Source organism: Mycobacterium stomatepiae, from assembly GCF_010731715.1.
Classification (GTDB): Bacteria; Actinomycetota; Actinomycetes; order Mycobacteriales; family Mycobacteriaceae; genus Mycobacterium; species Mycobacterium stomatepiae.
In genome coordinates, this window is record NZ_AP022587.1 from 3,894,323 (window position 1) to 3,914,870 (window position 20,548).

24 protein-coding genes and 1 pseudogene are annotated in these 20,548 nt (G+C 65.2%); 9 read left to right on the forward strand and 16 right to left on the reverse strand.

Translation table 11 applies throughout. The features are described 5' to 3' along the window. Nucleotides 1-23 precede the first annotated feature (23 nt). Entirely contained in the window at nucleotides 24-890 is an 867-nt protein-coding gene (locus tag G6N54_RS18340) for an alpha/beta hydrolase (protein ID WP_232072879.1), read from the reverse strand. A 174-nt stretch (nucleotides 891-1,064) separates the two neighbouring features. Here G6N54_RS18340 and G6N54_RS18345 point away from each other — a divergent pair, with 174 nt between their 5' ends. Beyond that, the gene (locus G6N54_RS18345) at nucleotides 1,065-2,135 is read left to right on the forward strand and encodes an LLM class flavin-dependent oxidoreductase (protein WP_163791322.1); all 1,071 of its coding nucleotides are present in this window, start codon (nucleotides 1,065-1,067) and stop codon (nucleotides 2,133-2,135) included. On the opposite strand, the gene G6N54_RS18350 is transcribed toward G6N54_RS18345, so the two are convergent. The 4 genes from G6N54_RS18350 to G6N54_RS18365 form a co-directional block, all read right to left on the reverse strand. Next, nucleotides 2,136-2,855, reverse strand: coding sequence for an NUDIX hydrolase (locus tag G6N54_RS18350; RefSeq protein WP_163791323.1), 720 nt, complete (start codon nucleotides 2,853-2,855; stop codon nucleotides 2,136-2,138). A 90-nt stretch (nucleotides 2,856-2,945) separates the two neighbouring features. Then, on the reverse strand, nucleotides 2,946-3,827 hold the full coding sequence (locus tag G6N54_RS18355; RefSeq protein WP_163791324.1) for a TIGR03854 family LLM class F420-dependent oxidoreductase: 882 nt from the start codon (nucleotides 3,825-3,827) through the stop codon (nucleotides 2,946-2,948). Nucleotides 3,828-4,101: 274 nt separating this feature from the next. Next, nucleotides 4,102-4,506, reverse strand: a complete 405-nt coding sequence (locus G6N54_RS18360; RefSeq protein ID WP_163791325.1) for a nuclear transport factor 2 family protein — start codon at nucleotides 4,504-4,506, stop codon at nucleotides 4,102-4,104. A gap of 4 nt (nucleotides 4,507-4,510) precedes the next feature. Beyond that, entirely contained in the window at nucleotides 4,511-5,068 is a 558-nt protein-coding gene (locus G6N54_RS18365) for a TetR/AcrR family transcriptional regulator (RefSeq protein ID WP_163791326.1), read from the reverse strand. Nucleotides 5,069-5,155: 87 nt separating this feature from the next. Between G6N54_RS18365 and G6N54_RS18370 the strand changes: the two genes are divergently transcribed. Both G6N54_RS18370 and G6N54_RS18375 read left to right on the forward strand, forming a co-directional pair. Further along, nucleotides 5,156-5,563, forward strand: coding sequence for a hypothetical protein (locus G6N54_RS18370; RefSeq protein ID WP_163791327.1), 408 nt, complete (start codon nucleotides 5,156-5,158; stop codon nucleotides 5,561-5,563). Next, complete coding sequence (locus G6N54_RS18375) at nucleotides 5,560-7,035, forward strand: FAD-dependent oxidoreductase (RefSeq protein ID WP_163791328.1); 1,476 nt, start codon at nucleotides 5,560-5,562, stop codon at nucleotides 7,033-7,035. Before G6N54_RS18370 ends, G6N54_RS18375 begins: the two co-directional genes overlap by 4 nt. Nucleotides 7,036-7,042: 7 nt before the next feature. Here the strand turns inward: G6N54_RS18375 and G6N54_RS18380 are convergent, their stop codons facing one another. Next, the gene (locus tag G6N54_RS18380; protein ID WP_232072880.1) at nucleotides 7,043-8,095 is read right to left on the reverse strand and encodes a ketopantoate reductase family protein; all 1,053 of its coding nucleotides are present in this window, start codon (nucleotides 8,093-8,095) and stop codon (nucleotides 7,043-7,045) included. A gap of 194 nt (nucleotides 8,096-8,289) precedes the next feature. Here G6N54_RS18380 and G6N54_RS18385 point away from each other — a divergent pair, with 194 nt between their 5' ends. Next, nucleotides 8,290-8,862 carry a TetR/AcrR family transcriptional regulator gene (locus G6N54_RS18385; protein WP_163791329.1) on the forward strand — a complete coding sequence of 191 codons (573 nt, stop codon included), beginning with the start codon at nucleotides 8,290-8,292 and terminating at the stop codon, nucleotides 8,860-8,862. Between the two features lie 112 nt (nucleotides 8,863-8,974). Next, nucleotides 8,975-10,306 carry a cytochrome P450 gene (locus tag G6N54_RS18390; protein ID WP_163791330.1) on the forward strand — a complete coding sequence of 444 codons (1,332 nt, stop codon included), beginning with the start codon at nucleotides 8,975-8,977 and terminating at the stop codon, nucleotides 10,304-10,306. 4 nt (nucleotides 10,307-10,310) lie between these two features. On the opposite strand, the gene G6N54_RS18395 is transcribed toward G6N54_RS18390, so the two are convergent. The 3 genes from G6N54_RS18395 to G6N54_RS18400 all read right to left on the reverse strand — a co-directional run bounded on the left by G6N54_RS18395 (nucleotide 10,311) and on the right by G6N54_RS18400 (nucleotide 11,717). Next, entirely contained in the window at nucleotides 10,311-10,898 is a 588-nt protein-coding gene (locus tag G6N54_RS18395) for a hypothetical protein (protein WP_232072881.1), read from the reverse strand. 171 nt (nucleotides 10,899-11,069) lie between these two features. Beyond that, entirely contained in the window at nucleotides 11,070-11,243 is a 174-nt protein-coding gene (locus G6N54_RS29570; RefSeq protein WP_170313062.1) for a hypothetical protein, read from the reverse strand. Between the two features lie 63 nt (nucleotides 11,244-11,306). Further along, nucleotides 11,307-11,717 carry a DUF6636 domain-containing protein gene (locus tag G6N54_RS18400; protein ID WP_163791331.1) on the reverse strand — a complete coding sequence of 137 codons (411 nt, stop codon included), beginning with the start codon at nucleotides 11,715-11,717 and terminating at the stop codon, nucleotides 11,307-11,309. An 84-nt stretch (nucleotides 11,718-11,801) separates the two neighbouring features. Here G6N54_RS18400 and G6N54_RS18405 point away from each other — a divergent pair, with 84 nt between their 5' ends. The 4 genes and pseudogenes from G6N54_RS18405 to G6N54_RS18420 all read left to right on the forward strand — a co-directional run bounded on the left by G6N54_RS18405 (nucleotide 11,802) and on the right by G6N54_RS18420 (nucleotide 13,967). Further along, a complete protein-coding gene (locus tag G6N54_RS18405; RefSeq protein ID WP_163791332.1) occupies nucleotides 11,802-12,404 on the forward strand; it encodes a TetR/AcrR family transcriptional regulator in 603 nt (200 codons plus the stop codon). Next, a pseudogene (locus G6N54_RS18410) lies at nucleotides 12,397-12,651 on the forward strand (NAD(P)-binding protein); the annotation flags it as partial. The gene G6N54_RS18405 and the pseudogene G6N54_RS18410, both read left to right, overlap by 8 nt. Nucleotides 12,652-12,710: 59 nt before the next feature. Then, the gene (locus G6N54_RS18415; protein WP_163791333.1) at nucleotides 12,711-13,538 is read left to right on the forward strand and encodes a mycofactocin-coupled SDR family oxidoreductase; all 828 of its coding nucleotides are present in this window, start codon (nucleotides 12,711-12,713) and stop codon (nucleotides 13,536-13,538) included. 27 nt (nucleotides 13,539-13,565) lie between these two features. Then, nucleotides 13,566-13,967, forward strand: coding sequence for a protease inhibitor I42 family protein (locus G6N54_RS18420; protein ID WP_163791334.1), 402 nt, complete (start codon nucleotides 13,566-13,568; stop codon nucleotides 13,965-13,967). Here the strand turns inward: G6N54_RS18420 and G6N54_RS18425 are convergent. From G6N54_RS18425 to G6N54_RS18455, 7 genes are all read right to left on the reverse strand, one after another. Then, nucleotides 13,945-14,265, reverse strand: coding sequence for a DUF1330 domain-containing protein (locus G6N54_RS18425; protein WP_163791335.1), 321 nt, complete (start codon nucleotides 14,263-14,265; stop codon nucleotides 13,945-13,947). The genes G6N54_RS18420 and G6N54_RS18425 overlap by 23 nt on opposite strands. A 34-nt stretch (nucleotides 14,266-14,299) precedes the next feature. Then, nucleotides 14,300-15,154 carry a transglutaminase-like domain-containing protein gene (locus G6N54_RS18430; RefSeq protein ID WP_163791336.1) on the reverse strand — a complete coding sequence of 285 codons (855 nt, stop codon included), beginning with the start codon at nucleotides 15,152-15,154 and terminating at the stop codon, nucleotides 14,300-14,302. A gap of 126 nt (nucleotides 15,155-15,280) precedes the next feature. Beyond that, entirely contained in the window at nucleotides 15,281-16,798 is a 1,518-nt protein-coding gene (locus tag G6N54_RS18435) for a SulP family inorganic anion transporter (protein WP_163791337.1), read from the reverse strand. 17 nt (nucleotides 16,799-16,815) lie between these two features. Then, a complete protein-coding gene (locus G6N54_RS18440; protein ID WP_163791338.1) occupies nucleotides 16,816-17,049 on the reverse strand; it encodes a hypothetical protein in 234 nt (77 codons plus the stop codon). 167 nt (nucleotides 17,050-17,216) lie between these two features. After that, a complete protein-coding gene (locus G6N54_RS18445; RefSeq protein ID WP_163794825.1) occupies nucleotides 17,217-17,993 on the reverse strand; it encodes an ABC transporter ATP-binding protein in 777 nt (258 codons plus the stop codon). Continuing rightward, nucleotides 17,939-18,790 carry an ABC transporter permease gene (locus tag G6N54_RS18450; protein WP_276056362.1) on the reverse strand — a complete coding sequence of 284 codons (852 nt, stop codon included), beginning with the start codon at nucleotides 18,788-18,790 and terminating at the stop codon, nucleotides 17,939-17,941. The genes G6N54_RS18445 and G6N54_RS18450 overlap by 55 nt, the downstream gene beginning before the upstream one ends. 102 nt (nucleotides 18,791-18,892) lie before the next feature. Next, nucleotides 18,893-20,383 (reverse strand): ABC transporter substrate-binding protein, encoded by a 1,491-nt coding sequence (locus G6N54_RS18455; protein WP_232072883.1) that lies wholly within the window; start codon nucleotides 20,381-20,383, stop codon nucleotides 18,893-18,895. Nucleotides 20,384-20,548 lie beyond the last annotated feature (165 nt).

The window sequence follows — 20,548 nt, forward strand, 5'->3', positions numbered from 1 at the left end:
CTTGGAGATCGCCGCGTCCTGGATCAACATCGAGCCATGGAAAGTCCTGGGAATAAATGTAATTCGACGCTCACGCCGGCGGCAAGCATGGCCAGGGCGTAGGCGACTCCTTCGTCGCGGAGTGGGTCGAAGTGCATGACCGAAACGTACGCGGGCGGCAGACCCGCCAAATCGGTGGCGCGGGCTGGCGCGGCGTAGATCGGTACGTCGTCGGCACCGGCACGACCGGCGCCTAGGTAGCAGTCCCAGCTGAGAATCGCCCGAGGCCGGCTCCACAGCGGGGTATCGGTGAAGTCGGTCATGCTTGCGGTGATCAGTCGGTCGTCGAGTTCGGGCACCGACAAAAACTGGAATGCGATGTGCGGTCCGCCGCGGTCGCGAGCCAACAGCGCCAGCGCCGCACACAGCCCGCCACCGGCGCTCATGCCGTGGATGGCGATGCGTTGCGGATCGATGCCCAATTCGTCGGCATTCGCCGCGGTCCAAACCAGCCCGGCGTAGACGTCCTCCAGACCACCGGGGAACGGAGTCTCGGGTGCAAGCCGGTAATCGACGGACACCACGACGACGCCCAGCTCACGGGCAAGCACGACGTTGGAGCCGTGCTCGGTTTCGAGGTCGCCGGCGATGAACCCGCCGCCGTGCACGCTGTACACCGCCGCCGGGGCACTGCGCTGTTCCGGCCAGTAAATGCGGATCGGCACCGCGGGATCGCCGTCGCGGCCGGGGATTTCGCGGTTCTCGATCCGCAGTCCGGTGGCATCCGGCACCGGCAACGCAGAGATGATTTCCGACATCGCCGCACGGATGGCCAGCGGATCGTCAGCCGGCAGGTCGGGCAAATGTGGAAGCACCGCGGCGATCTCCGGGTCGAACGCATACGTCGTCATATGGCACTCCTGAATCGATCAGCGGCACGTCGTCCGTAATACTGCGTGCGGCCTCGGCTTCTGGCTAGATCGATTTCGCGTTCGTGCGCGAGGTGTACAGACCGGGACGTTTACCGTCGCTGCGCGGTCCGACAAGGGAATTAAGTCGAGAACTAATCGGTTCGTCTAAACCAAATGAAGTTCCTGCTGATAACTCTGATCACGCACGTTCCAGATCCGGTTTCGGGAGCAAAGAAGAGCCCGGCCGACCGGTTGCGCGAAGTGCTCGACAAGGCGGTTCTCGCCGAGGAACTGGGATTCGACGGCTTTGCGGTGGGCGAGCGGCACGAGGACCCGTTCATCTCGTCCTCGCCACCGGTGGTGCTGAGCAACATCGCGGCACGCACGTCGAAAATCGCTCTGTTCACCGGGGTTACCACGTTGAGCCTGCTCGATCCGGTGCGCGCGTTTGAAGACTATTCGACGCTGGACAATCTCTCCGGCGGACGCCTCGAACTGATCATCGGCAAGGGCAACGGTGCGGCACAGGCCGAGCTGTTCCACGTGACGGCCGAGGATCAATGGCAGCGCAACCGCGAGGGCTACGAGTTGTTCCGCATGCTGTGGGACAACGAGGCCGTGACGTGGTCGGGCCGCTTCCGCCCTCCCCTGGTCAACGCCAAGGCACTTCCGCGACCGCTGCAGAACCGGATTCGAATCTGGCATGGCAGCGCGACGAGTCAGGCGTCCGTCGACCTCGCGGCCCGGCACGGCGATCCGATCTTCTCCGCCAATGTCATCAACCCGATTGAGCCTTACGCCGAGCTGGTAAGCCACTACCGGCAACGGTGGGAGTTCTACGGCCACCGCGCCCAGGACGCCCTGGTCGGTGCCGGGACCGCCGGGTTCTACGTCGCTCCGACAGCACAAGAAGCCGTCGCCGCCTACCGGCCGATGTTCGAAGCGCGCCTGGCGTTCGCTCGCCAGGCCGGGATGCCGGTGGTGTTCGAGTCGATGGAAGATTTCGTCGAGCGCAGCTCCGCTTTGGTGGGCAGTCCCGAGCAGGTGATCGACAAGGTCGGTCGCTATCACGAGCAACTGGGTCACGAGGTGATGCACGTGTCCGCCGATGCTGACGGAGTGACGCCCGCCCAGCAGCGTCGTAGCTTCGAACTGTTTCAGTCCGAGGTAGCGCCCATCCTTCGCGCGCGTATTCCGAGTCGCCCCTTGATCGCTCAGTTAGACACCAATAGCGTTGTCAAGTAGCTACTTCCATGCAAACACCGGCTCCTCGAGCTGATCGACCGGATCGTGACGGCCTTCCAGGCACAGCCAACGCAACTGCAACAACACCGCGCCGGTCGGCGCGTGGATGAGGTCATTGCCCAGCGGGATCTGCACGACCGGTCGCGGGCTCTCTTTGATGGTGATGAACCGCGGCGAGTCGTCACGTTGCAGCTGGTGTAGCCCCACCCGGTACACCGCCACGACCTCGTCGGGCGCGGGATCGGGATCGAGCCGTCCGCCTCCCCAGATCACCACCGGCGTGATCACATAGCCGGATCGGGTCGGGTAGTCATCGAGCAGGCCCAACACCGTCGAATCCGGCAGCGTGACACCAACCTCCTCGTCCAATTCGCGTAACGCGGCGTCGACCGCCGTCTCGCCCGAATCGAGCCGGCCGCCCGGGAGGGCCCACTGAGCAGCGTGTGTGGCGAGGCGAGAAGCCCTGCGGCACAGTAGAAATGCCGCTCCGCCGGACACGTCGACCATGCGCCCGTCCAGGTCCTCTGCCGGCATCGGGCGACCGACGTTCCAGTCCTCGACCGACACCGGATCCACCCGGTCCTCCCCGACCTCCGAATCGACCAATACCACCGCGACGGCGGCGTGCCGCTTGGTCGGATCGATCATCGCGCGACGCTCGTGGCCCGCAAGATGATTGCGAATCCGCTCCCGCAGCGCCTCGTCGTAGGGGATGGTCATCGCTCGAGCCTAGGCCGAGAGGTTTCCCAAGACTTGTCGCTTCGGATCGGCAGTCACCGACGCACGCGAGCCGCGTCGTCGGGCTGGTGCTCAGTTCTGTCGGCCGAGCAGCTCGGCGACGAAACGATCGACGAAGCCGTCCACCGTCTCTCGACCGGCGGGCCGGATGACGAATTTCGTCAATCCCGCCTCCAGATAGGCGTCGAGTTGCCGGTGCAGCCGATCCCAGTCCGAGGCGATCAGATCACCGGGATCGACGTCCGGACGCCGCCGGCGGGCCGCTTCGACCAGCTCCGGAGACAACTCACCATTGGCCACGCCCAGCGAAATACCGAAGTGGTCGGGCTCGATCCGCCGGCCGGCCTGCTCTGCGGCCCGCTCAATCACCTCGCGCCCGGCCCGCGCCTCATCCGGGGTGAGGAAGCTGCCCAGCCAGCCATCGGCCAAGGCACCGACGCGGCGAAACGCCGCCGGTGCCGAGCCGCCCAACCAAATATCCAGTGGTGGAGCAGGTTTCGGCGTGATCACCGCCCCGCTGACCGTGAAGTAGCGCCCGTGATAACTGGCTGAATCGTCGGCTAGCGCCGAACGCAGCACTCGCAGCGACTCATCGAACACCGCCGCGCGCTCGCCATCGGGGACCGCGAACAGTTCGCGCTCGGCCGGAATCGCCGACCGCAACCCGAAGACCGGAAGAACCCGCTTGGGTGCGATGGCGGCCAACGACGCCAGCTGTTTGGCCACCAACACCGGATGGCGCCCCGGCAGCACCGCCACCGATGTGCCCACCTTCAACCGGGTCGTGCGGGCGAGCGCGTAGGCCATGCCGACGACGGGATCCACCGTCGGGGCGTAGACCAGCTCGGAGAACCACAACGAGTCGACCCCGCTGTTCTCCAGATGATCGACGATGCCGGCGAGCTGATCGGGTGTGCTGTCCGCACCCAGTCCAACCCCGAAACGAATCTTCACCCGCGTCTCCCTTCGTGCGTCGCCCACCTGCGTATCGCAACGCGGCAGTGCCGCCATTTGTGCCCTTTGCTATCCAGAAACATGACCGACAGCGACGTCGTGGCGATCGCGCAATTGGTGAACCTGTTCGGGCCTGGCCGTCGACTCCCAGCGCTGGGAGTTGTTCGACCGGATCTTCAGCGCAGAAATGGATGCCGACTACGGACGCATCGGAATCCTCAGTGCGGCAATGAAATAGCGCAACTGTCAGGCGGTGACGAACTTCTCGGCAGCGCTAGCCCAGTTCCAAGGCCTCCTGCTGGATCCGTGCGAACTGGGCGCCCATCGCCTCGGATAACGCCATCGCTCCCGACAGCGGACGCACCATCACCATGAATTCGTCGATCAGGCCGTCGTCGTCGAAGTGCAGAAAGTCGCACCCGGTGATCTTTACGCCCGGCACGCCGGAGATTCCTGTCTCGAAGACGAGTGCATGGTCGCGCCCGTCGGCGCCCGCGATCTCACGGACGTAGTGGAAGTCCTCGAAGATCCGCAGCACACCCCGCAGAATCGCCGCGGTGATCGGCTTACCCACATACGGCTTGAACGCCACCGGGCTGGTGAACACCACGGTGTCGGCCAGCAATGCCTGGATGGCTGCCTCGTCGCGGTCCTCGACCGCCTTCCGGAACGGATGCATCAGATCATGGTGCCGGATCCGCGAGGTAGTGCACGAACACGGGTCGCAGCCATTCGACAAGCTGGGCGTCTTCCATGTCGGCCAGCGGTGGAAGGCGCAGGATGTTCCGGGCCACCGCCAGACCGAGCAGTTGCGACCCCATCAACGCCGCGCGTTCGGCAGCACGATCGGGAACGACGGCGGCCAGCGCCGGCGCCACCTGATCGACGAACACTTCCACCAGCGCATCCGCCGCGCTCCGATTCGTCGCCGCCGCGCGCAGTAGCGGCAGGAACGGTCCATGCGGTCCCCACACCGCGACGAACATCGGCAGCAATACGTGCGCAACCTGTTCTGGTGGGATGTGTGATAGGTCGGGGAATTTGACGTCGATTCTCGAGGCCGCCGCGAAAAGCTCTGCCTTGCTTCCGAAGTAATGCATCACAAGTGCGGGGTCGACGCCCGCCTCCGCGGCGATCGAACGGATGGTGGTGCGTTCGAAGCCTTGATTTCCGAACTGCGATCGCGCGGTGGCCAGAATCGTCGACCGGGTGGCCTCTCCATCGCGGACTTTTGCCGGCATGACGCCCAGTGTATTCAACAGCTGTTGACATGGCACGCACCTGGGCCTACCGTTTGAGTTCAACAACTGTTGAACGGAGGCGCGGCCATGGCCATCACAGCAATCCAGATCGGCCTCGATCCCGACGTCGTCGACTACTCCTCGCCCGACTTCGCGCAGTTTCCCGGTCTGTCGCAGGACAAGCTGCGCACCGCCAACAACGACAACGTCGCCGCGCTGCGCGACGCGGGTTACGAGGTCGACAACTGCCTGATCGACTTCGGCGACGCGGGCGCCGACAAGGCCCGCCGGTGGCTGCAGGCCAAGCGCTACGACGCGGTGCTCATCGGCGCCGGCGTGCGGCTGATCGCCAACAACACGCTGCTGTTCGAGTCGATCGTCAACGCCGCGCACACCACACAGCCTGGGTGCCGCTTTGTCTTCAACCGCGCCGCCGTCGCCACACCCGACGACATCCGTCGCTGGTACCCACACCCCGAGGCGGTGGCACGATGACCACTCACCATGTCGACGTCCTCGTCGTCGGCGCCGGGCCGACCGGCCTGACCGCTGCCGGCGACCTCGCTCGCACTGGCCGCTCGGTCACCGTGCTGGAGCGCTGGCCCACGATCAACCCGTCCAGCCGGGCCTTCGCCACTCAGGCCCGCACCCTAGAGGTCCTCGACGCCCGAGGGGTTGCCGAGGACCTCTTGGCGCGTTCGCATCGGGCGCCTGGAGTCACGATTTTCGGCGGTGCGCGCATCGACCTGACCCATCTCGACTCGCCCTATCAATTCGCGATGATCACCCCACAGACGAATGTCGATCGGGCGCTGGCCGAATATGCCGCCGCGGGGGGCGCCGACATCCGCCGCGGCGTGGAAGTCATCGGCCTCAACCAGGACCCCGACGGCGTGACCGTGATCGTGCGCCGACACGGCGACGAGGCGGGCATGCACACCCGTTGGCGGGCAAAGTATTTGATCGGCGCCGACGGGGCGCACAGCGCGGTGCGCGAATTCGTCGGCGCGGACTTCCCCGGGCGCACGATCCTGTCCTCGATCGTCCTCGCCGATGTGAAGGTTGCGCACGGGCCCGCCGGCCGCGGCCTGACGCTGGGCAATACGCGCAACGAGTTCGCGTTCCTGGCCCCCTACGACGACCGTGACGCCAACGGTTCCTGGTATCGCGCAATGGTCTGGGACCGCAATAATCAGCAACCCGACCACGTGCCCGTCGAGCAGGACGAGATCGGCAGCATCCTGGCGCGGGCAATCGACCCCGATCCCGGCTTGCTCGAAGTGGGATGGAAGTCCCGATTCCATTGCGACGAACGCCAAGTCACGCAATACCGGCATGGGCGCGTGTTCCTGGCCGGCGACGCCGCGCATGTGCACTCGCCGATGGGCGGTCAGGGCATGAACACCGGAATCCAGGACGCGGCAAACCTCGCGTGGAAGATCGACGCGGTGCTCGCCGGTGCCGACGACGCGGTGCTCGACACCTACCACGACGAACGTCATCCGATCGGCAAGCGGGTCTTGCTGCAGTCCGGCCTGATGGCGCGCGGCATCAGGCTTCGTCAGCCGGTCGCACGCGCAATGCGGAACCTGCTGGCGCCCGGACTGCTTCGTATCCCCCGCGTACGCGACGCGATCGCCGGGAGCTTCGCCGGAACGGCGTTGCGCTATCCCCACCGCAAGGGAGAAAGCCCGCTGGTGGGCACCCGGGCCACGCAGATTCCGTTGCGGCACGGGCGGCTCACCGAGCTGCAGCGCCTGCCCGGTTTTGTTTTCATTCTCGAGCGCGGCGCGCCCCCGCTCGACGCGATCGGACTTCCGCAGGTCGAGCGGACCGATGACGGACCGGCGGTGCTGGTTCGTCCCGACGGCTACATCGCCTGGGCTGGCGCCTCGGCCAGCCCGATCGCCGGCGCCGAGGCGCTTGCGTGGTGGACTGGTCGCGAACTGGCCTGCCTGGCAAGGTAGTTGACGGTCAGAGGGCGGCTTCGACGCCGACCAATTGCGCCAGCTGTTGGGCCGAATAACGCCCCGGGCCCTGGCCGCTGAGCACCGTTGCCCGCGCGGCGCGGGCCAGTGCTGTGTTCAGCGGAGCCTCGATGCCGTGCCGATGGGCGAGCCGGACGATCTCGCCGTTGAGGAAATCGGTTTCCACGTTGCCGGTCTGGCGGCTCAACGATTGCCAGGTGGAATTGCTCGGTCCGGTGTCCGATCCCGGCACCGGGCGTATCGTCGGGCCGTCCGCCCGGGCGGCTGTCGAAACCTCGAATGAGATGAATTCGATGCCCGCGTAACGTAATACATCTTCGCCCTCACGCCGCAGCGCGGCCACCACCTCACCCGCCGCGTCGACGGTCAGGGCGCCCACGGCGTTGCCGAGGTTGCTCAGCAACTTGTTGTACTTCCACGGGGCGACGTCATCGGGTAAACGCACCCGGACCCCCGCCGCGGTCCAGGTCTCCGCAAGCCCCGCTAACAGGTCGGCATCTTCCTGGGTACGCAGCGCGGCGGGCCACCGCGCAATGTGGAATTGGCCGACCACCGGCCAGGCGCGGACAACGACCTCGCCCGGTTCCAGGTGCACGGCCGGCAACCACACGCAGATCCCGAATACCCGGCGGAAATAGCGCAGCGCTTTCTCCTCTGCGGCAACACCATTGAGTGCGGTCATCGCCGGCAGGTGCTCGCCCGCGGTCCCGACGACGCCGTCGGAATCATGGACGGGCTGGTCCACCCATTCCTGCAATGCCGCATCGAGTTGCTGGGTCTTGGTCGCGAACACCAGGACGTCGCGACCGGTCAACCGAACGCCGTCGGGCCGTGACGCCGCGGTGACCGCGGTGCTGAAGGTTCCGTCGGGCGTCCTCAGGGTGATGCCCTCGGCGGCCAAGACCTCGGCATGCCGACCGCGCGCGACCAACACCGAGGGGATGCCGGCGCGGGCCAGCACCCCGCCCACGGTGCCGCCGATGGCGCCGATGGCGCCGGCGCCGATGATCACGTATCGGCGGCCAACTCCTGCAGACAAGTGGCCCACCTTCCGTCGGCTCCCCACGTTGCCTGCGCGAGGTTACGTCGGCTTCCTTGGAGTCGGCTAGGCACGCGAGAGCGGGCCTCCTCCGGAGGTTGCTGATACCCCGCGACCAGCAACCCCTGAAGGAAGCCCGCTCTCTCTTTGCGATCCAGGTCTGTAGTCGTTTGACTACAGTGTAGCGTAGCCATGTGACTACACAGAGCGCAAGCACCGATGCTGCGCCAGCTTCCGTCCCGACCGGCCGAGAAGAGGTAGCCGCGGCGATCCTGGACAGCGCGGCCGAGATGTTCGCCGAGCGCGGGCCGGGGGCAGCATCCATTCGCGACATCGCGGCGAGAGCCCACGTCAATCACGGCCTGGTGTTTCGCCATTTCGGCACGAAGGAGAAGCTCGTCGCCGCCGTACTCGATCACCTGGCGGCCAAGCTGACCACGCTGACCGGCGGCGAGGCGTCGCCGGAGGAGGTCGAGGTGATCGCCTCGACCCATTTGCGGGTCATCGCGCGTGCGCTGCTCGACGGGTTTCCAGCGGGCAAACTGCAATCCAGCTTCCCCGCCGCCGCCCGGCTGCTCGAAGGTATCCGGCCCGAGCACGAGAGCGAGGAGAGCGCGCGGCTGGGGGCAGCACACGCGATCGCCCTGCTGCTGGGCTGGCAACTGTTCGAACCGTTCGTACGCTCGGCGACCGGACTCGATCTGTCCCGGGAGGAACTGCGCGAATCCATGTTCGCCGAGATGGCGAGGCTTGCCGAGCCGCACTGAGGTCCACACCACTGTCTTCTCGGGGCTCGCAACCTGCGGATGCTCGGTAGGCTGGGTGGGCGTCGAAGCCCCGAGGAGGCGCTGATGTTTCGCACCGTGCGGGCGCGTTGAAATGAGCCAGACGACGCCAGCCGTCACCGATCGTCTCGCGCAGCTGCCGTTACCGCCGGGCCCACGCGTGCCCGGCCCGGTGCAGACCGCGTTGTTCGCCCATCGGGACCGCATCACGCCGTGGCTGCGCAAGCACTACGGAGATGTCGTCGCGGTCTCCGTGTTGGGCCGGCCGTCGGTCCTGGTGTGCAGCCCCGAGCTCACCCGGTCCGTGCTGAGCGGCGAGCCGACGACCTTCCATGCGGGCGAAGGACGAATTCAAGGCATCCGGAACGTGATGGGTGAGCGCTCGGTGGTCACCACCGACGAAGCTGAGGACCAACGGCTCCGCAAACTGCTGGTCCCACCGTTCAATGGCGCCGCGCTGCGTGGCTACCGGGACATGATGAACGAGCTGGCCGCCAAAGAGGTGAGCCGCTGGCCGGTCGGCACTGCGTTCGCCGGCCAGCCGCGGATGAACGCGGTGACGCTGGAGATGATGTTGCGCGTGGTCTTGGGTCTGCGGGAGGGACCGCAGCTCGACGCGTTGCGCGTCCCGTTCTCGCGACTCGTCTCCGCATCCATGGCGATATACGCCGGCGAAGTGGTGCCGCCCTTGCAGCGGATCGGACCGTGGAAGCGATTCCGTCAACTACGCGAGCGCATCGACGACGCGCTCTACGCGGAGGTCCGCGAACGCCGCGCCGCGGGAAACACCGCCGATCGCGGCGACGTGTTGTCGCAGTTGATCGCCAGTGAAGTCGACGGAGACCGGCTCTCGGATGTTGAGCTGCGCGACCAGATGGTCACGCTGCTGCTGGCCGGCCACGAAACCACCGCCATCACGCTCGCCTGGACTCTGCACGACCTGGCGCACGATCAGGCACTGCAGGACAAGGCGATTGTGGCCGTCGACACCGGAGACGACAAATATTTCGAGGCCGTCATCAAGGAGTCGATGCGGCTGCATCCGGTGTTCTACGCCGTCGCACGACGCCTCACCCACGATGTCGAACTGGGCGGCTACCGTGTCCCGGCCGGCCACACCGTGTTCGCAGGCATCGGACCGGTTCAGTCCGATCCAGGGCAGCACGCCGACCCGCAGGTGTTTTGCCCCGAACGTTTTCTAGACGGCTCGGCCACGGCCACCAATTGGCTGCCATTCGGCGCCGGCGTACGCCGTTGTCTCGGCGGTGGTTTCGCGATGATGGAGTCCACCGCGATCCTTCGTGAGGTCCTGCTCAACTACCGGCTCACACCCGCCCGCAACCGGCCCGAGAAGGCCCGCGCCCGACACGTCGTCTACATCCCTTCCCACGGTGCCCGCATCATCGCCCATCGACAGACGAAATAGGTTGTTAGAGCATTGAATTGATCATAGCTCCGCCGTCGTTGTCGACCTGAGTGGTCGCACTGTCGTCCTGCCTGAAGTTGACAAACGCCGTCTGCCGGGTCGAGGTGTTCAGCAGCTCGTTGAACGTGCCGATGACGGGGATCGGTCCCTGCGGGCCTGAGACGTCCGCGGTGTAGTTGATGAACGCCTCCTGCTGAAAGTTGGCTCCCTGCACCGTTCTCGTGGTAGGCGCGCTCAGGTTCTTGACGTTGCTCAAGCCTGCCGTGGACGTGCCGATCATTTGGTTGACATCGGCCTGCAGCAGACCCACCAGGTCGCCTCGACGGGCGGGCCTGACCGCGACCTGCAGCTGCGCGCTGGAGTCGGGGTTGGTCAGCGCCACCCAGTCGGGGCCCCGGTCTGCCATCGTCCAGCCCGCAACGGGCGTGATCGAGACACCACCCGCGATGGCGATCGCATCCGCCGAAGCCCGCGCGTGCGGAGGCCGGTTGATGTTGGTGATCAGCACGATGACAGTGGCCGCGGCACCCGCGATCGCGAGCGACCGCCGGTGACGCCCGACCTGTGCCCCAGTTGTCGACCAGGTGGTCATGTTCCTACTCCTGCCGTTCAGCGGGCCAGTGATTACTTTGCCCATCGGCTTCTAGAGTCGCCCCACGTGGCAGGATTGTCCAACACCGGGTTGCTATAGTCCGATAAGTGCCGGTTATGAAGCCAGCTATCGGGGTACCGGGATTGGTTGTGGCGGAATTCGTTACGTGGTCTAGGCAGCCGCCGCCGGGTTTGTCGAGACGGGGGTCACCTCGGAGTGCACGTGGGCGCAGGTCGCACAGCGCACCTCGTACTCGAGTTTGTTGTCACCGATTTCCAGGAATCGATACTCGGCGAACGCCGCGCATCGAGGGCACCGCGTGCGACCATGCTCTACCGTTGTCATCTCCGGCCCCCCTTCGTGTCAGTGGCTTCGTGTAAATACCCGCTTGAGACCTGGTCAAACCTCCTAGTACAGGCGGAATGCCTGGCGTGATAGATCGAATCCGTGCTGCGTCTTCGTGTTCCGGCATTGGATTCCCGACGGTGTGTTCGTGCACGACATCGGGCCGACTGTCTGGGTGTTGCCGACCGCGAGCATCGGGCCGTCGCCGAACGCGCTGTCGATGTGGCAGGCAAACTGCCCCGGCTGGTCTTCTCTGACGACCAGCGCGTTGCCCCAATTCAGTGGACAGTCCGCCGGCTTGGGTGGCGGCGTGAAGCTGTACTCCTTGATGTCGCAGCGGGCCTGGAAATCGTAGATCTCGCAGCCGATGTTGCCGCCCGGCACCGCAATAAAGCCCGGGTCGGCCGATGCCGGAAGCGTGAACAGGTCGAGCCCGGCGACTGCTACCGCTACGGCGGCGACGATGCGTCTCATGCGCCGGACGTTACCCGGCACATGGCCCGTTGACTCCCGAACTACGTATTGACCGCCTTGAACACATGTCGTTAATGTGTTCAAGTGTCCGTCGATGCCGCGCGAGAAAACCGGACGGTGCCGAACACGTTGTTGACCGCCGCATCCGACACGCTGCGCCAGCTTGGACCCCGGCGGTTCTCCTTGACGGCGGTGGCCGAAGCCGCTGGGGTATCGCGTGGCACCGTCCACAACTTGTTGGGCAGCCGCGACAACGCGATTGCCATCGCCCTCAACCAGCTGGCCGCGGGGTTCATCGACACGATGGCCGTCGAGGTCGCCAAGGAAGCCACCCTGGCCGGCCAGGCGGCCGCGGTCGCTGTGTTGATCTGCGCGCATCGTCAACGCTCGCAGTCGATGCCGCGGGGGCTGGATCGCGGCATCCTGGTCTTGCTGTTGGACCACGGCGGCGACGAGCTGATGCGTCGCGCGATCGAGTTGTGGAAGCCCTTGGTCAAAGACGCCCAGCGCAGCGGAGAGGTGGGCCCGGCGGTCGACGCGGCGCGCGCCAGTGAATGGATCGTTCGAATGCTGTTCAGCTTTGAGCTCATTCCCCCGATCGCGGTCAACCTCGACAATCCCCGTGCCGTGCGCCGCTACGTGGGCGATCACATCGTCTCCGGCCTGACCGGAACCGACCATGGCTGAACCCGACTACGAAGTGGCGATCATCGGCGCCGGGCCGGGAAGTATCGCCGCGGCGAAGTTACTGCGGGACAAGGGCATCACCGACTTCGTCATTCTGGAACGCGGCCCCGACTTCGGCGGCACCTGGCGCGACAATCACTACCCCGGCCTGGCCGTCGACATCCCGGTGCTGTGGTATCAGTTGTCTTTTGCGCCCAATCCCGATTGGACGCGGTTCTTTGCGCCCGGCCCGGAGATCTACCGGTATCTACGCGACACCGCCGCCCGCTTCAAGCACCCGGCGCCGCAAGCAGAGGAGCTATCGGCATGACCGACACCGCCACCCCGTTAGCCGGGAAGGTCGCCTACGTGACGGGAGCCGCTCGGGGACAGGGCCGCTCACATTGCATCCGGCTGGCCCGAGCCGGCGCCGACATCGTCGCGATCGACGCGTGCGCGCCGGTTGCCGAACACAACGGTTATTCCCCGGCCACCCCCGAAGACCTCGCCGAGACGGTCGGCCTGGTCGAGGGTGAGGGGCGCAAGATCCTCGCCGAGGAGGTCGACGTCCGCGATCTGGCTGGCCAGCAGCGGGTGGTGTCGCGCGCGATCGAACAATTCGGGCGACTCGACATCGTCGTAGCCAATGCCGGCGTGCTGAATTGGGGCCGGGTGTGGGAGATTTCAGCACAGCAGTGGCAGGAGACCCTCGATACCAACCTCACCGGGCTGTGGAACACCATGAAGTCCGTGGTGCCGGCGATGATCGACGCCGGCAACGGCGGCTCGATCATCAACATCAGCTCGGCTGCCGGCATCAAAGCCGTCCCTGGTTGCGGGCATTACTGCGCAGCGAAATTCGGAGTCGTCGGCCTCACCAATTCGTTGGCGGTCGAACTCGGCGAATTCGGCATCCGCGCCAACTCGGTGCACCCGTATGGCACCGACACGCCGATGGGCAACGATCTGTCGATGTACCAGGTGTTTCAAGATCACCCACACTACATCCACAGCTTCTCGCCGGGTGCGCTGCCGACCGATTCGCTGGCCGCCCCCGATCTGATTTCCGACATCGTGGTCTGGCTGGCCGGCGACGCGTCCTCGTTGGTCACCGCCGCCCAAATCCCAGCCGACAAGGGCTATCTCAAGATCTGAGTGCCCGGCCGCCGTACCGTGTGGGGTATGCGCTGGAAGGTGGCACTCTCGTCGGCCGTCCTGCTATTGGTGGCGGGGTGCTCGGAAACGAATGTGACGGCCCACGATTCCGACAACGGCAGGCACGTGACGATCGAGAAGGGCGACGTATTCGACATCGTCTTGGCCGACAACTACCCCACGTCGCACTGCCAATGGCACGAAGAGGGCACGCCCGATACCGCGATCCTCAATTATCTCGGATCCCGGTATCAATGGGATACGACGGCGCCCGCCGCCCCAGGCACCTTTACGAGCAGATACAAGGCCACGGGTGCGGGCGCCGTCCATGTGACGCTGGTGCAGGAAGACAATGCGCACCATGTCGCGCGGCGCTTCGCGCTGGACGTGACTGTGCTCAAAAGGCTTATCGATTTAGGAGCGGCCTGAGGTCGTCGAGCCGGTCGAACAAGTGCCAGATGTATTTCGACGATCCGTTCTCGCGATGCGGATGCAGATCGGCGAGTTCGGGGTCATTGCAGTAGTTGTCGAAGGCGTCGCGCGATTCCCACTCCACGAGGATCAGCACCTGACGCGGTTCGATGTCGCCGAGCACCGCGTGCCGGAAACTCCCGAGCGCAACGACGCGACCGCCGTGTTTGGCCACCTCGCCGGGTGAGCGCCGCGAGTAGGCGCGGTATTCGTCGGCATCGGCAACATCGAAGAGATTCAAGGCGTAAACGCTCATGGCCATCGACGTTACGTGCGACGGCCGGTCGCCACTACCTCAGGCTGACGAGTTGCTCGACCGAGTCCTTGGGCAGCACGCCGTCCACCACCGCCGTGACGGTCATGTTCTGCAGGGTGATGGCGCCGCCATGGTTGTCCAGGAACGCGGTGTCGGCGGCGTCGCGGCCGGTGGCGATGCGGACCATCGACTGCCGCGGGGCCAGGCAGGTGGCATCGACGACCCGCCACACACCGTCAATCAACGCCTCAGCGACCGCGTGAAAATCCATCGGGTGGCATCCGGGTGCGTACACGGCCGCCAAGCGGGCCGGGACATTCACCGCGCGCAGCAATGCGATGACCAGATGGGCGTAGTCGCGGCACACGCCTGCACCCGCGAGCAAGGTATCGGCGGCCCCGTCGATCGGGTCGCTGGATCCCGGCACGTAGCCGAGTCGTGTACCGACCCACGACGACACCTTCTCGAGCAACGTGACCGAGGTGCCGTACTGCTGGAATTCGGTAGCCGCGAATCCGAAGAACTTGTCGGCTTCGGCGTACCTGCTGGGACGCAGATAGGTGATTGCGTCGATATCGGTGAGCGGTGCGGGTTCCGCCTCGCCGACGACCGTCGCCGAGTACGACAAGGTCACTATCCCGGGGTCGGCCGCCACGACATGGATGCGAGTCTCGTGGGGACCGATGATTTCGCGCGGTTGGAGAACCTTGCCGTCGTGTTTGATGGTCAGCGATTCGTCGAGGTCGATACCCGGCTGACAGCTGACGGCGATCTGGAAGTCCAGCACCGTCGGTTCGGTGACCTCGAGTGCGATTTCCGCGCCCACGCTGCGGCTCGGGCCGGTTGTGCCGGCGTCCGGTGTCGCGCCGCGGCGTCTCCATGCAGGCATGCGATCAAGCCTCTCGTCAAAGCCAGTCGAATCCCGCGCGCTGCTTGGCAGGGCCTTCGTTTACGCACTTTCTACCGCACAACCCGATCGGACGCGCGCCGGCGCCAAGGCTAGTCGATGAGGCGGTCAAACACCCAGTCGGCCGGAGAGACGGTTGAGGCGCTCGAGACTCGCGCCATCCAGACCGCTGATCCGCACCGTTTTGCCACGGGCTTGGTATTTGTTGCGGACAGCATCGAGGCTGGCGACTGCAGAGGCATCCCAGACGTCGGTGTCGGACATGTCGATGAGGACATCGTCGGGATCGTTTACGTAGTCGAATTGATGCACAAGGTCGTTGCTGGACGCGAAGAAGAGTTCGCCTCGCACCCGATAGACGCGCGTACCGGAATGGTCGTTCTTGGTTCGGTGCTCGGGTTCCACGGTGGTCAGATGGGCGACGCGGCGGGCGAACGCAACCATCGCGGCGAGTACGCCCAGCGTCACCCCGATGGCAAGGTTGCCGGTGGTCACAGTCGCTACGACGGTGACGATCATGACCACGGTTTCGCTGCGCGGCAGCACTTTCAGTGTGCGTGGCGCCACACTGTGCCAGTCAAAGGTGGCTGCGGAGACCACGATCATGACGGCGGCGAGCGCCGCCATCGGGATCCGCCCAACCAGCTCGCCCAGAGACATGATCAGTACCAACAGAAATGCCCCGGTGGACACGGTCGACAATCGCGTTCGCCCGCCGGCAACCTTGACATTCATCATGGTCTGCCCGACCACCGCGCAGCCGCCCATGCCGCCGAAGATGCCGGTGACGATGTTGGCCACTCCCTGGCCGCAGGCTTCGCGGGTCTTGTTCGAAGCGGTTTCGGTGATGTCGTCGACGAGCTTGGCGGTCATCAGCGATTCGAGTAGCCCGACTAACGCCACACCTATCGCATACGGAGTGATGATCTGCAGTGTCGCCCACGTCAACGGCACGTACGGGATCGACGGTGTCGGCAACGAATGAGGCAGTGCACCTTGGGATCCCACGTCAGGAACGTGCCAGCCGAAGACCACCACCGTCGCCGTCAAGACCAGCACCACCACCAGCGGCGCCGGTATGGCGGTGGTGAGTTTCGGCAGCACGACCATAATCACGATCCCTGCCGCAGCGAGCGGATACACCAACCACGGGACCCCCAGCAAGTGCGGCAACTGCGAGACGAACACCAGGATCGCCAACGCGTTGACGAACCCGATCATCACGCTGCGCGGGATAAACCGCATCAGTTTCGCGACTCCGACCAGGCCGAGGAATATCTGGAAGGCGCCGGCAAGGACGATCGTCGCAACCAAGTAGTTGATCCCGTGTTCGTGGCCGACCGGCGCGACGACGAGGGCCACGGCGGCGGTGGCCGCGGAGATCAAAGCCGGGCGGCCACCTGCCACCGCGATGGTGAGCGCCATCGTGACCGAAGAGAACAAGCCGACTCGGGGGTCGACGCCGGCGATGACCGAGAACGCGATGGCCTCGGGGATCAACGCTAGTGCGACCACGAGTCCGGCGAGAACGTCGGTACGCAACCGCGGGGGGCTACGCAATGCGCCGAGGACGGAGTTGTCTGGGGTGCCCTCAAGTGTGCGGGCGCCCGGGATCACAAGGCTCATGTTGTTTCGGCTTTGTCCTAGAGATTCGAGGATCTCGTGCCGGGGCCGCCGGTCGTCGGCAATCCCGCGGACAGGAAACGCTTTTCGAGGGCATCGAGAAGTTGGCGAACTTCCTGCATGCGTGCTTGCAGTTGCACCATCTGGTCGGTAGAGCAGAGGGCGCCGTGTCGACGTACTTCGATTCCTGCAATGGCACACAGTTCGGCATGCTCGATGCGCAGCAGGTCGGCGAACAGTCCCGCCTGGGCCACGTCAGCGTGGTGCGCAGGAGGCGCCGAAAATTGCTGCCCAATCGTTCGGGACCTGTCTTCGGAAACTTTGGGCAGCTGTTCGCGGACGGACAGGTGGCGCACGTGGTAGCGGCCGCGAGGCGGATTTAGGCTCTGGTCTCGCAGCGACCTCAAGTCGCTTTGGGTCGTCATGCGGTCGCCGCCGGGCGGTGCCCTAAGAATTCGAGAATGTCGTAGCGACGCCGCTGGTAAGCATCGGTGAATTGTGCCGCGGGGGAGCGTGGTTCGTCAATCGTGACGATATCGGCGACGGTCGCGGGCCGGTGGCTCAGCAATACGATTCGGTCGGCGAGCAACAGCGCCTCGTCGACGTCGTGGGTGACAAACAGGATGGTCATCTTCTGCTGTTCCCATACCGTCGTCAGCAGTCGCTGCATTTCCAGTCGGGTCTGCGCATCCAGCGCACCGAATGGTTCGTCCATGAGCATCACCTTCGGCTCACACGCCAGGGTGCGTGCCAGTTGCACGCGCTGGCGCATGCCGCCGGACAGGTGGCTGGGCAGATGGTCTCCGTAGGACCCAAGGCCCACCTGGTCGAGGCGACCCTGCGCGGCGGCCTTCAAGTCCTTGCCGCGGATCCCGCGCAGGCGCATCGGGTACATCACGTTCTTCAACGCGCTACGCCATGGGAACAGCGCATCCTCCTGAAAAACCATGGCGCACTGAGCCGCATTGCCCGAGACGGGCGCACCGTCGACGGTGGCGCGCCCACTCATCGGAGTCAGCAGACCGGCCAGCGCCCGCAGGATTGTCGACTTGCCGCAACCCGACGGCCCGAGGAAAACAACGACCTCGCCGGGGTCGACGTCCAGGGTGATGTCGGCGGCGACGACACCCTTGAAGCCCAGTTTCAGCCCGTCCAGGTGGACGACACCGGCGCTCCTTGACTGGCCCTTGGCAACCAGCGGTTGACCCGACGGCCGACGCGCTCGACCGCCCACGCCGTGATCAGGCCGAGCGCGCCGATCGAGATCATCCCGACGACAACGCCGGGATAGTCCAGCAATCCGTATGCCTGCCACGTGTAGTAGCCGATCCCGAACTGCCCGGAGATCATCTCCGCGCTCACCACACAAATCCAGGCCACCCCCATCGCGACCGAAAGGCCGGCGAAGATGCCGGGCAGGGCACCCGGAAGGACGACATGCCACAGCAGCGAAAGTCGGCCCGCGCCCATTGTTTTGGCGGCCTCTTCCCACACCTTCGGCAGTGACTCCATCGCGTGGATGGTGCTGACCACAACGGGAAAGAACGCGGCGAAGAAAGTGATGAACACGATGCCTTGTTCGCTCGAGGGGAACAACAGGATGGTCAGGGGGACCAGCGCGATCGCGGGGATGGGCCGCACGATTTCGATGAAGGGGCGCAGCGTCATCCTTGCCGTCTGCGAACGGCCGATCAGGATTCCCAGGGCGATGCCGACCGCGGCGGCGAGCCCGAAGCCCAGGAGTATCCGCTGCAGGCTGGCCAGCAAGTCGTCGTAGTAGCCGCCCGAGCTGATCCGCGAGGTCAGCGAGTCGACGACGCTCATCGGGGTGGGCATCCGATTGAAACGCAGCCATGCGACGACGTTGTGAGCGGTGAGGAACTGCCACAGCGCGACGAAAGTGACGATCGGGATCAGTGGCAGGACCAACGCCGCCGCGCGGCGCCGGACGACCGTCGGGATACGGCCGGCGATCCGCGCGGGGGACCTGAGCAACGGTGCCCAGATCGACGACGCCGGTGTGGGTTCGAAGGCTGCCTGGTCGCGGGTCAGCGTGATTGTCACGGGATTCCTTCCTTTGGGCGGGTCTGTTGTCGGCTATTGCGACGCGCGTGACTGCGCTACGGCTAGCGGATAGGTAAGCGATGTGGCCGCCGGATGACGCGCGCGGTAGGCCTGGGCGCCGGCGTCGGTGGCGAAGGGCTTGTAACGCTGGGTGGGCGGTGCGCTCGGGTCATCAAGCCACACAGCGTGATTGGCGAAAAGCCGAATCTTGGTGTCGGTGTCGGGGACGTAGGCGGCCCGAACCGCGGCGGTGCCGGCAACGCGGCGCAGCAGACAGGTCGCCGTCGCCGCGACCGCGGTGGTGTCGCTGCCCTGCGCCCATAGCTCCGAGGCCTGGGCCGGATCATCGACGGGCAGCCCGCATAAGTCGTCGTAGCCGCTCAGCGCGATCGGGTTGGTGACATCCGCGCGGCGGCGTTGATAGTCACTGCCGAACAGTTGCTGCAGATACCGGTCGTTGATGAACGAAGCGATGTCGAAGCTCTTGGACATCGACCCTCTGGCGACCAGGAATTCTTTGACCTTTTCGATCGTCACCGCAAACCGTTTCTTCAGCGTCATGTCGAAGGACACCAACCCGTTGGGCCCGTTGTACAGATAGACGACTTCGGGTTCGATGCCGGTCAGGTGGCTCACCCGTAGTGCGGCCGGCAGAGGGTTCGCGACGATGTAGTCGGTGGTCGTCTTCATCGCCCGCATGAATGCGGTCATCACGTCTTGGTTCGCCTCGGCGAACTCCTTACGGACGACGACGCCGTGGAAGGTCGGTACGTTGTTGTCGCCGCCGTCGTAGAGCAACCTGCCTTGGTTACGAAAGATCACCAGCTGCGGCCACGGTACGAACTGGGCTAGGGCATCGACTTGTCCGCCCTGGATAGCCGACGCCCCGATCGACGGATCTTGGTTGACGGTGTGGACGGCGGGCGCGTTGATTCCGTTGCGCTTCAAGGCCGTTGAGAACATGCCGTCCCCAGCCGATCCAAGACTGGTCGACACCCGCTTGCCGGCCAGATCGGCCAGGGTGCGGACGGGGGATCCGGTGGGGATCACGACCTGATTCAATGAGCCGCGCAGGCTGTAGCCGGTGATGGCGATCAGCTCGGTTTCGGCGTCGCTGTACTTCTTGGTCTTGGATCCATTCGCGAGCAGTGGGTAGTCACCCATCGATCCGATGTCGACGTGGGTGGCGATCATCTGCGCGGTCAGGGGCGCACCCGAGGCAAAGTCTTGCCACACAACGCGATACTTCTTGCCGGTGGACTTACCGAGTTGATTCAGCGCTTTCTCGAATTCACCCCGGTCACGCAACAAGGTGCCGGCGTTGACGGTGTTGATGGTCTTCGACTGATAACCGACGTTGACAACGACGGTGCTCTCGGTGAGCAGACCGCATCCGCTGAGCAGCTGGACCGCGCCAAGAAGAACCAAAGCCACGGCGACCACCGACCGGGCCCGCCCCAACCGGGGCCGGCGCGCGCCCCAGGTGCATCGACCGGGGCGGGCGGTATGCTTTTCGTCCTTCACGCAATCCAGCGTCCGGGCTTTCTATTACCGCTCGGTCACCTGACGTTGCACCACCGTTACGCCATCTCGCCTGGTCGAGCGCCGGAGGTCACGGTGTCGCGGTCACATATCTCGGCGAAAGTTCGCCACGGAAACGCACGGCCGACCGGGTGACTAAAGCGCCTG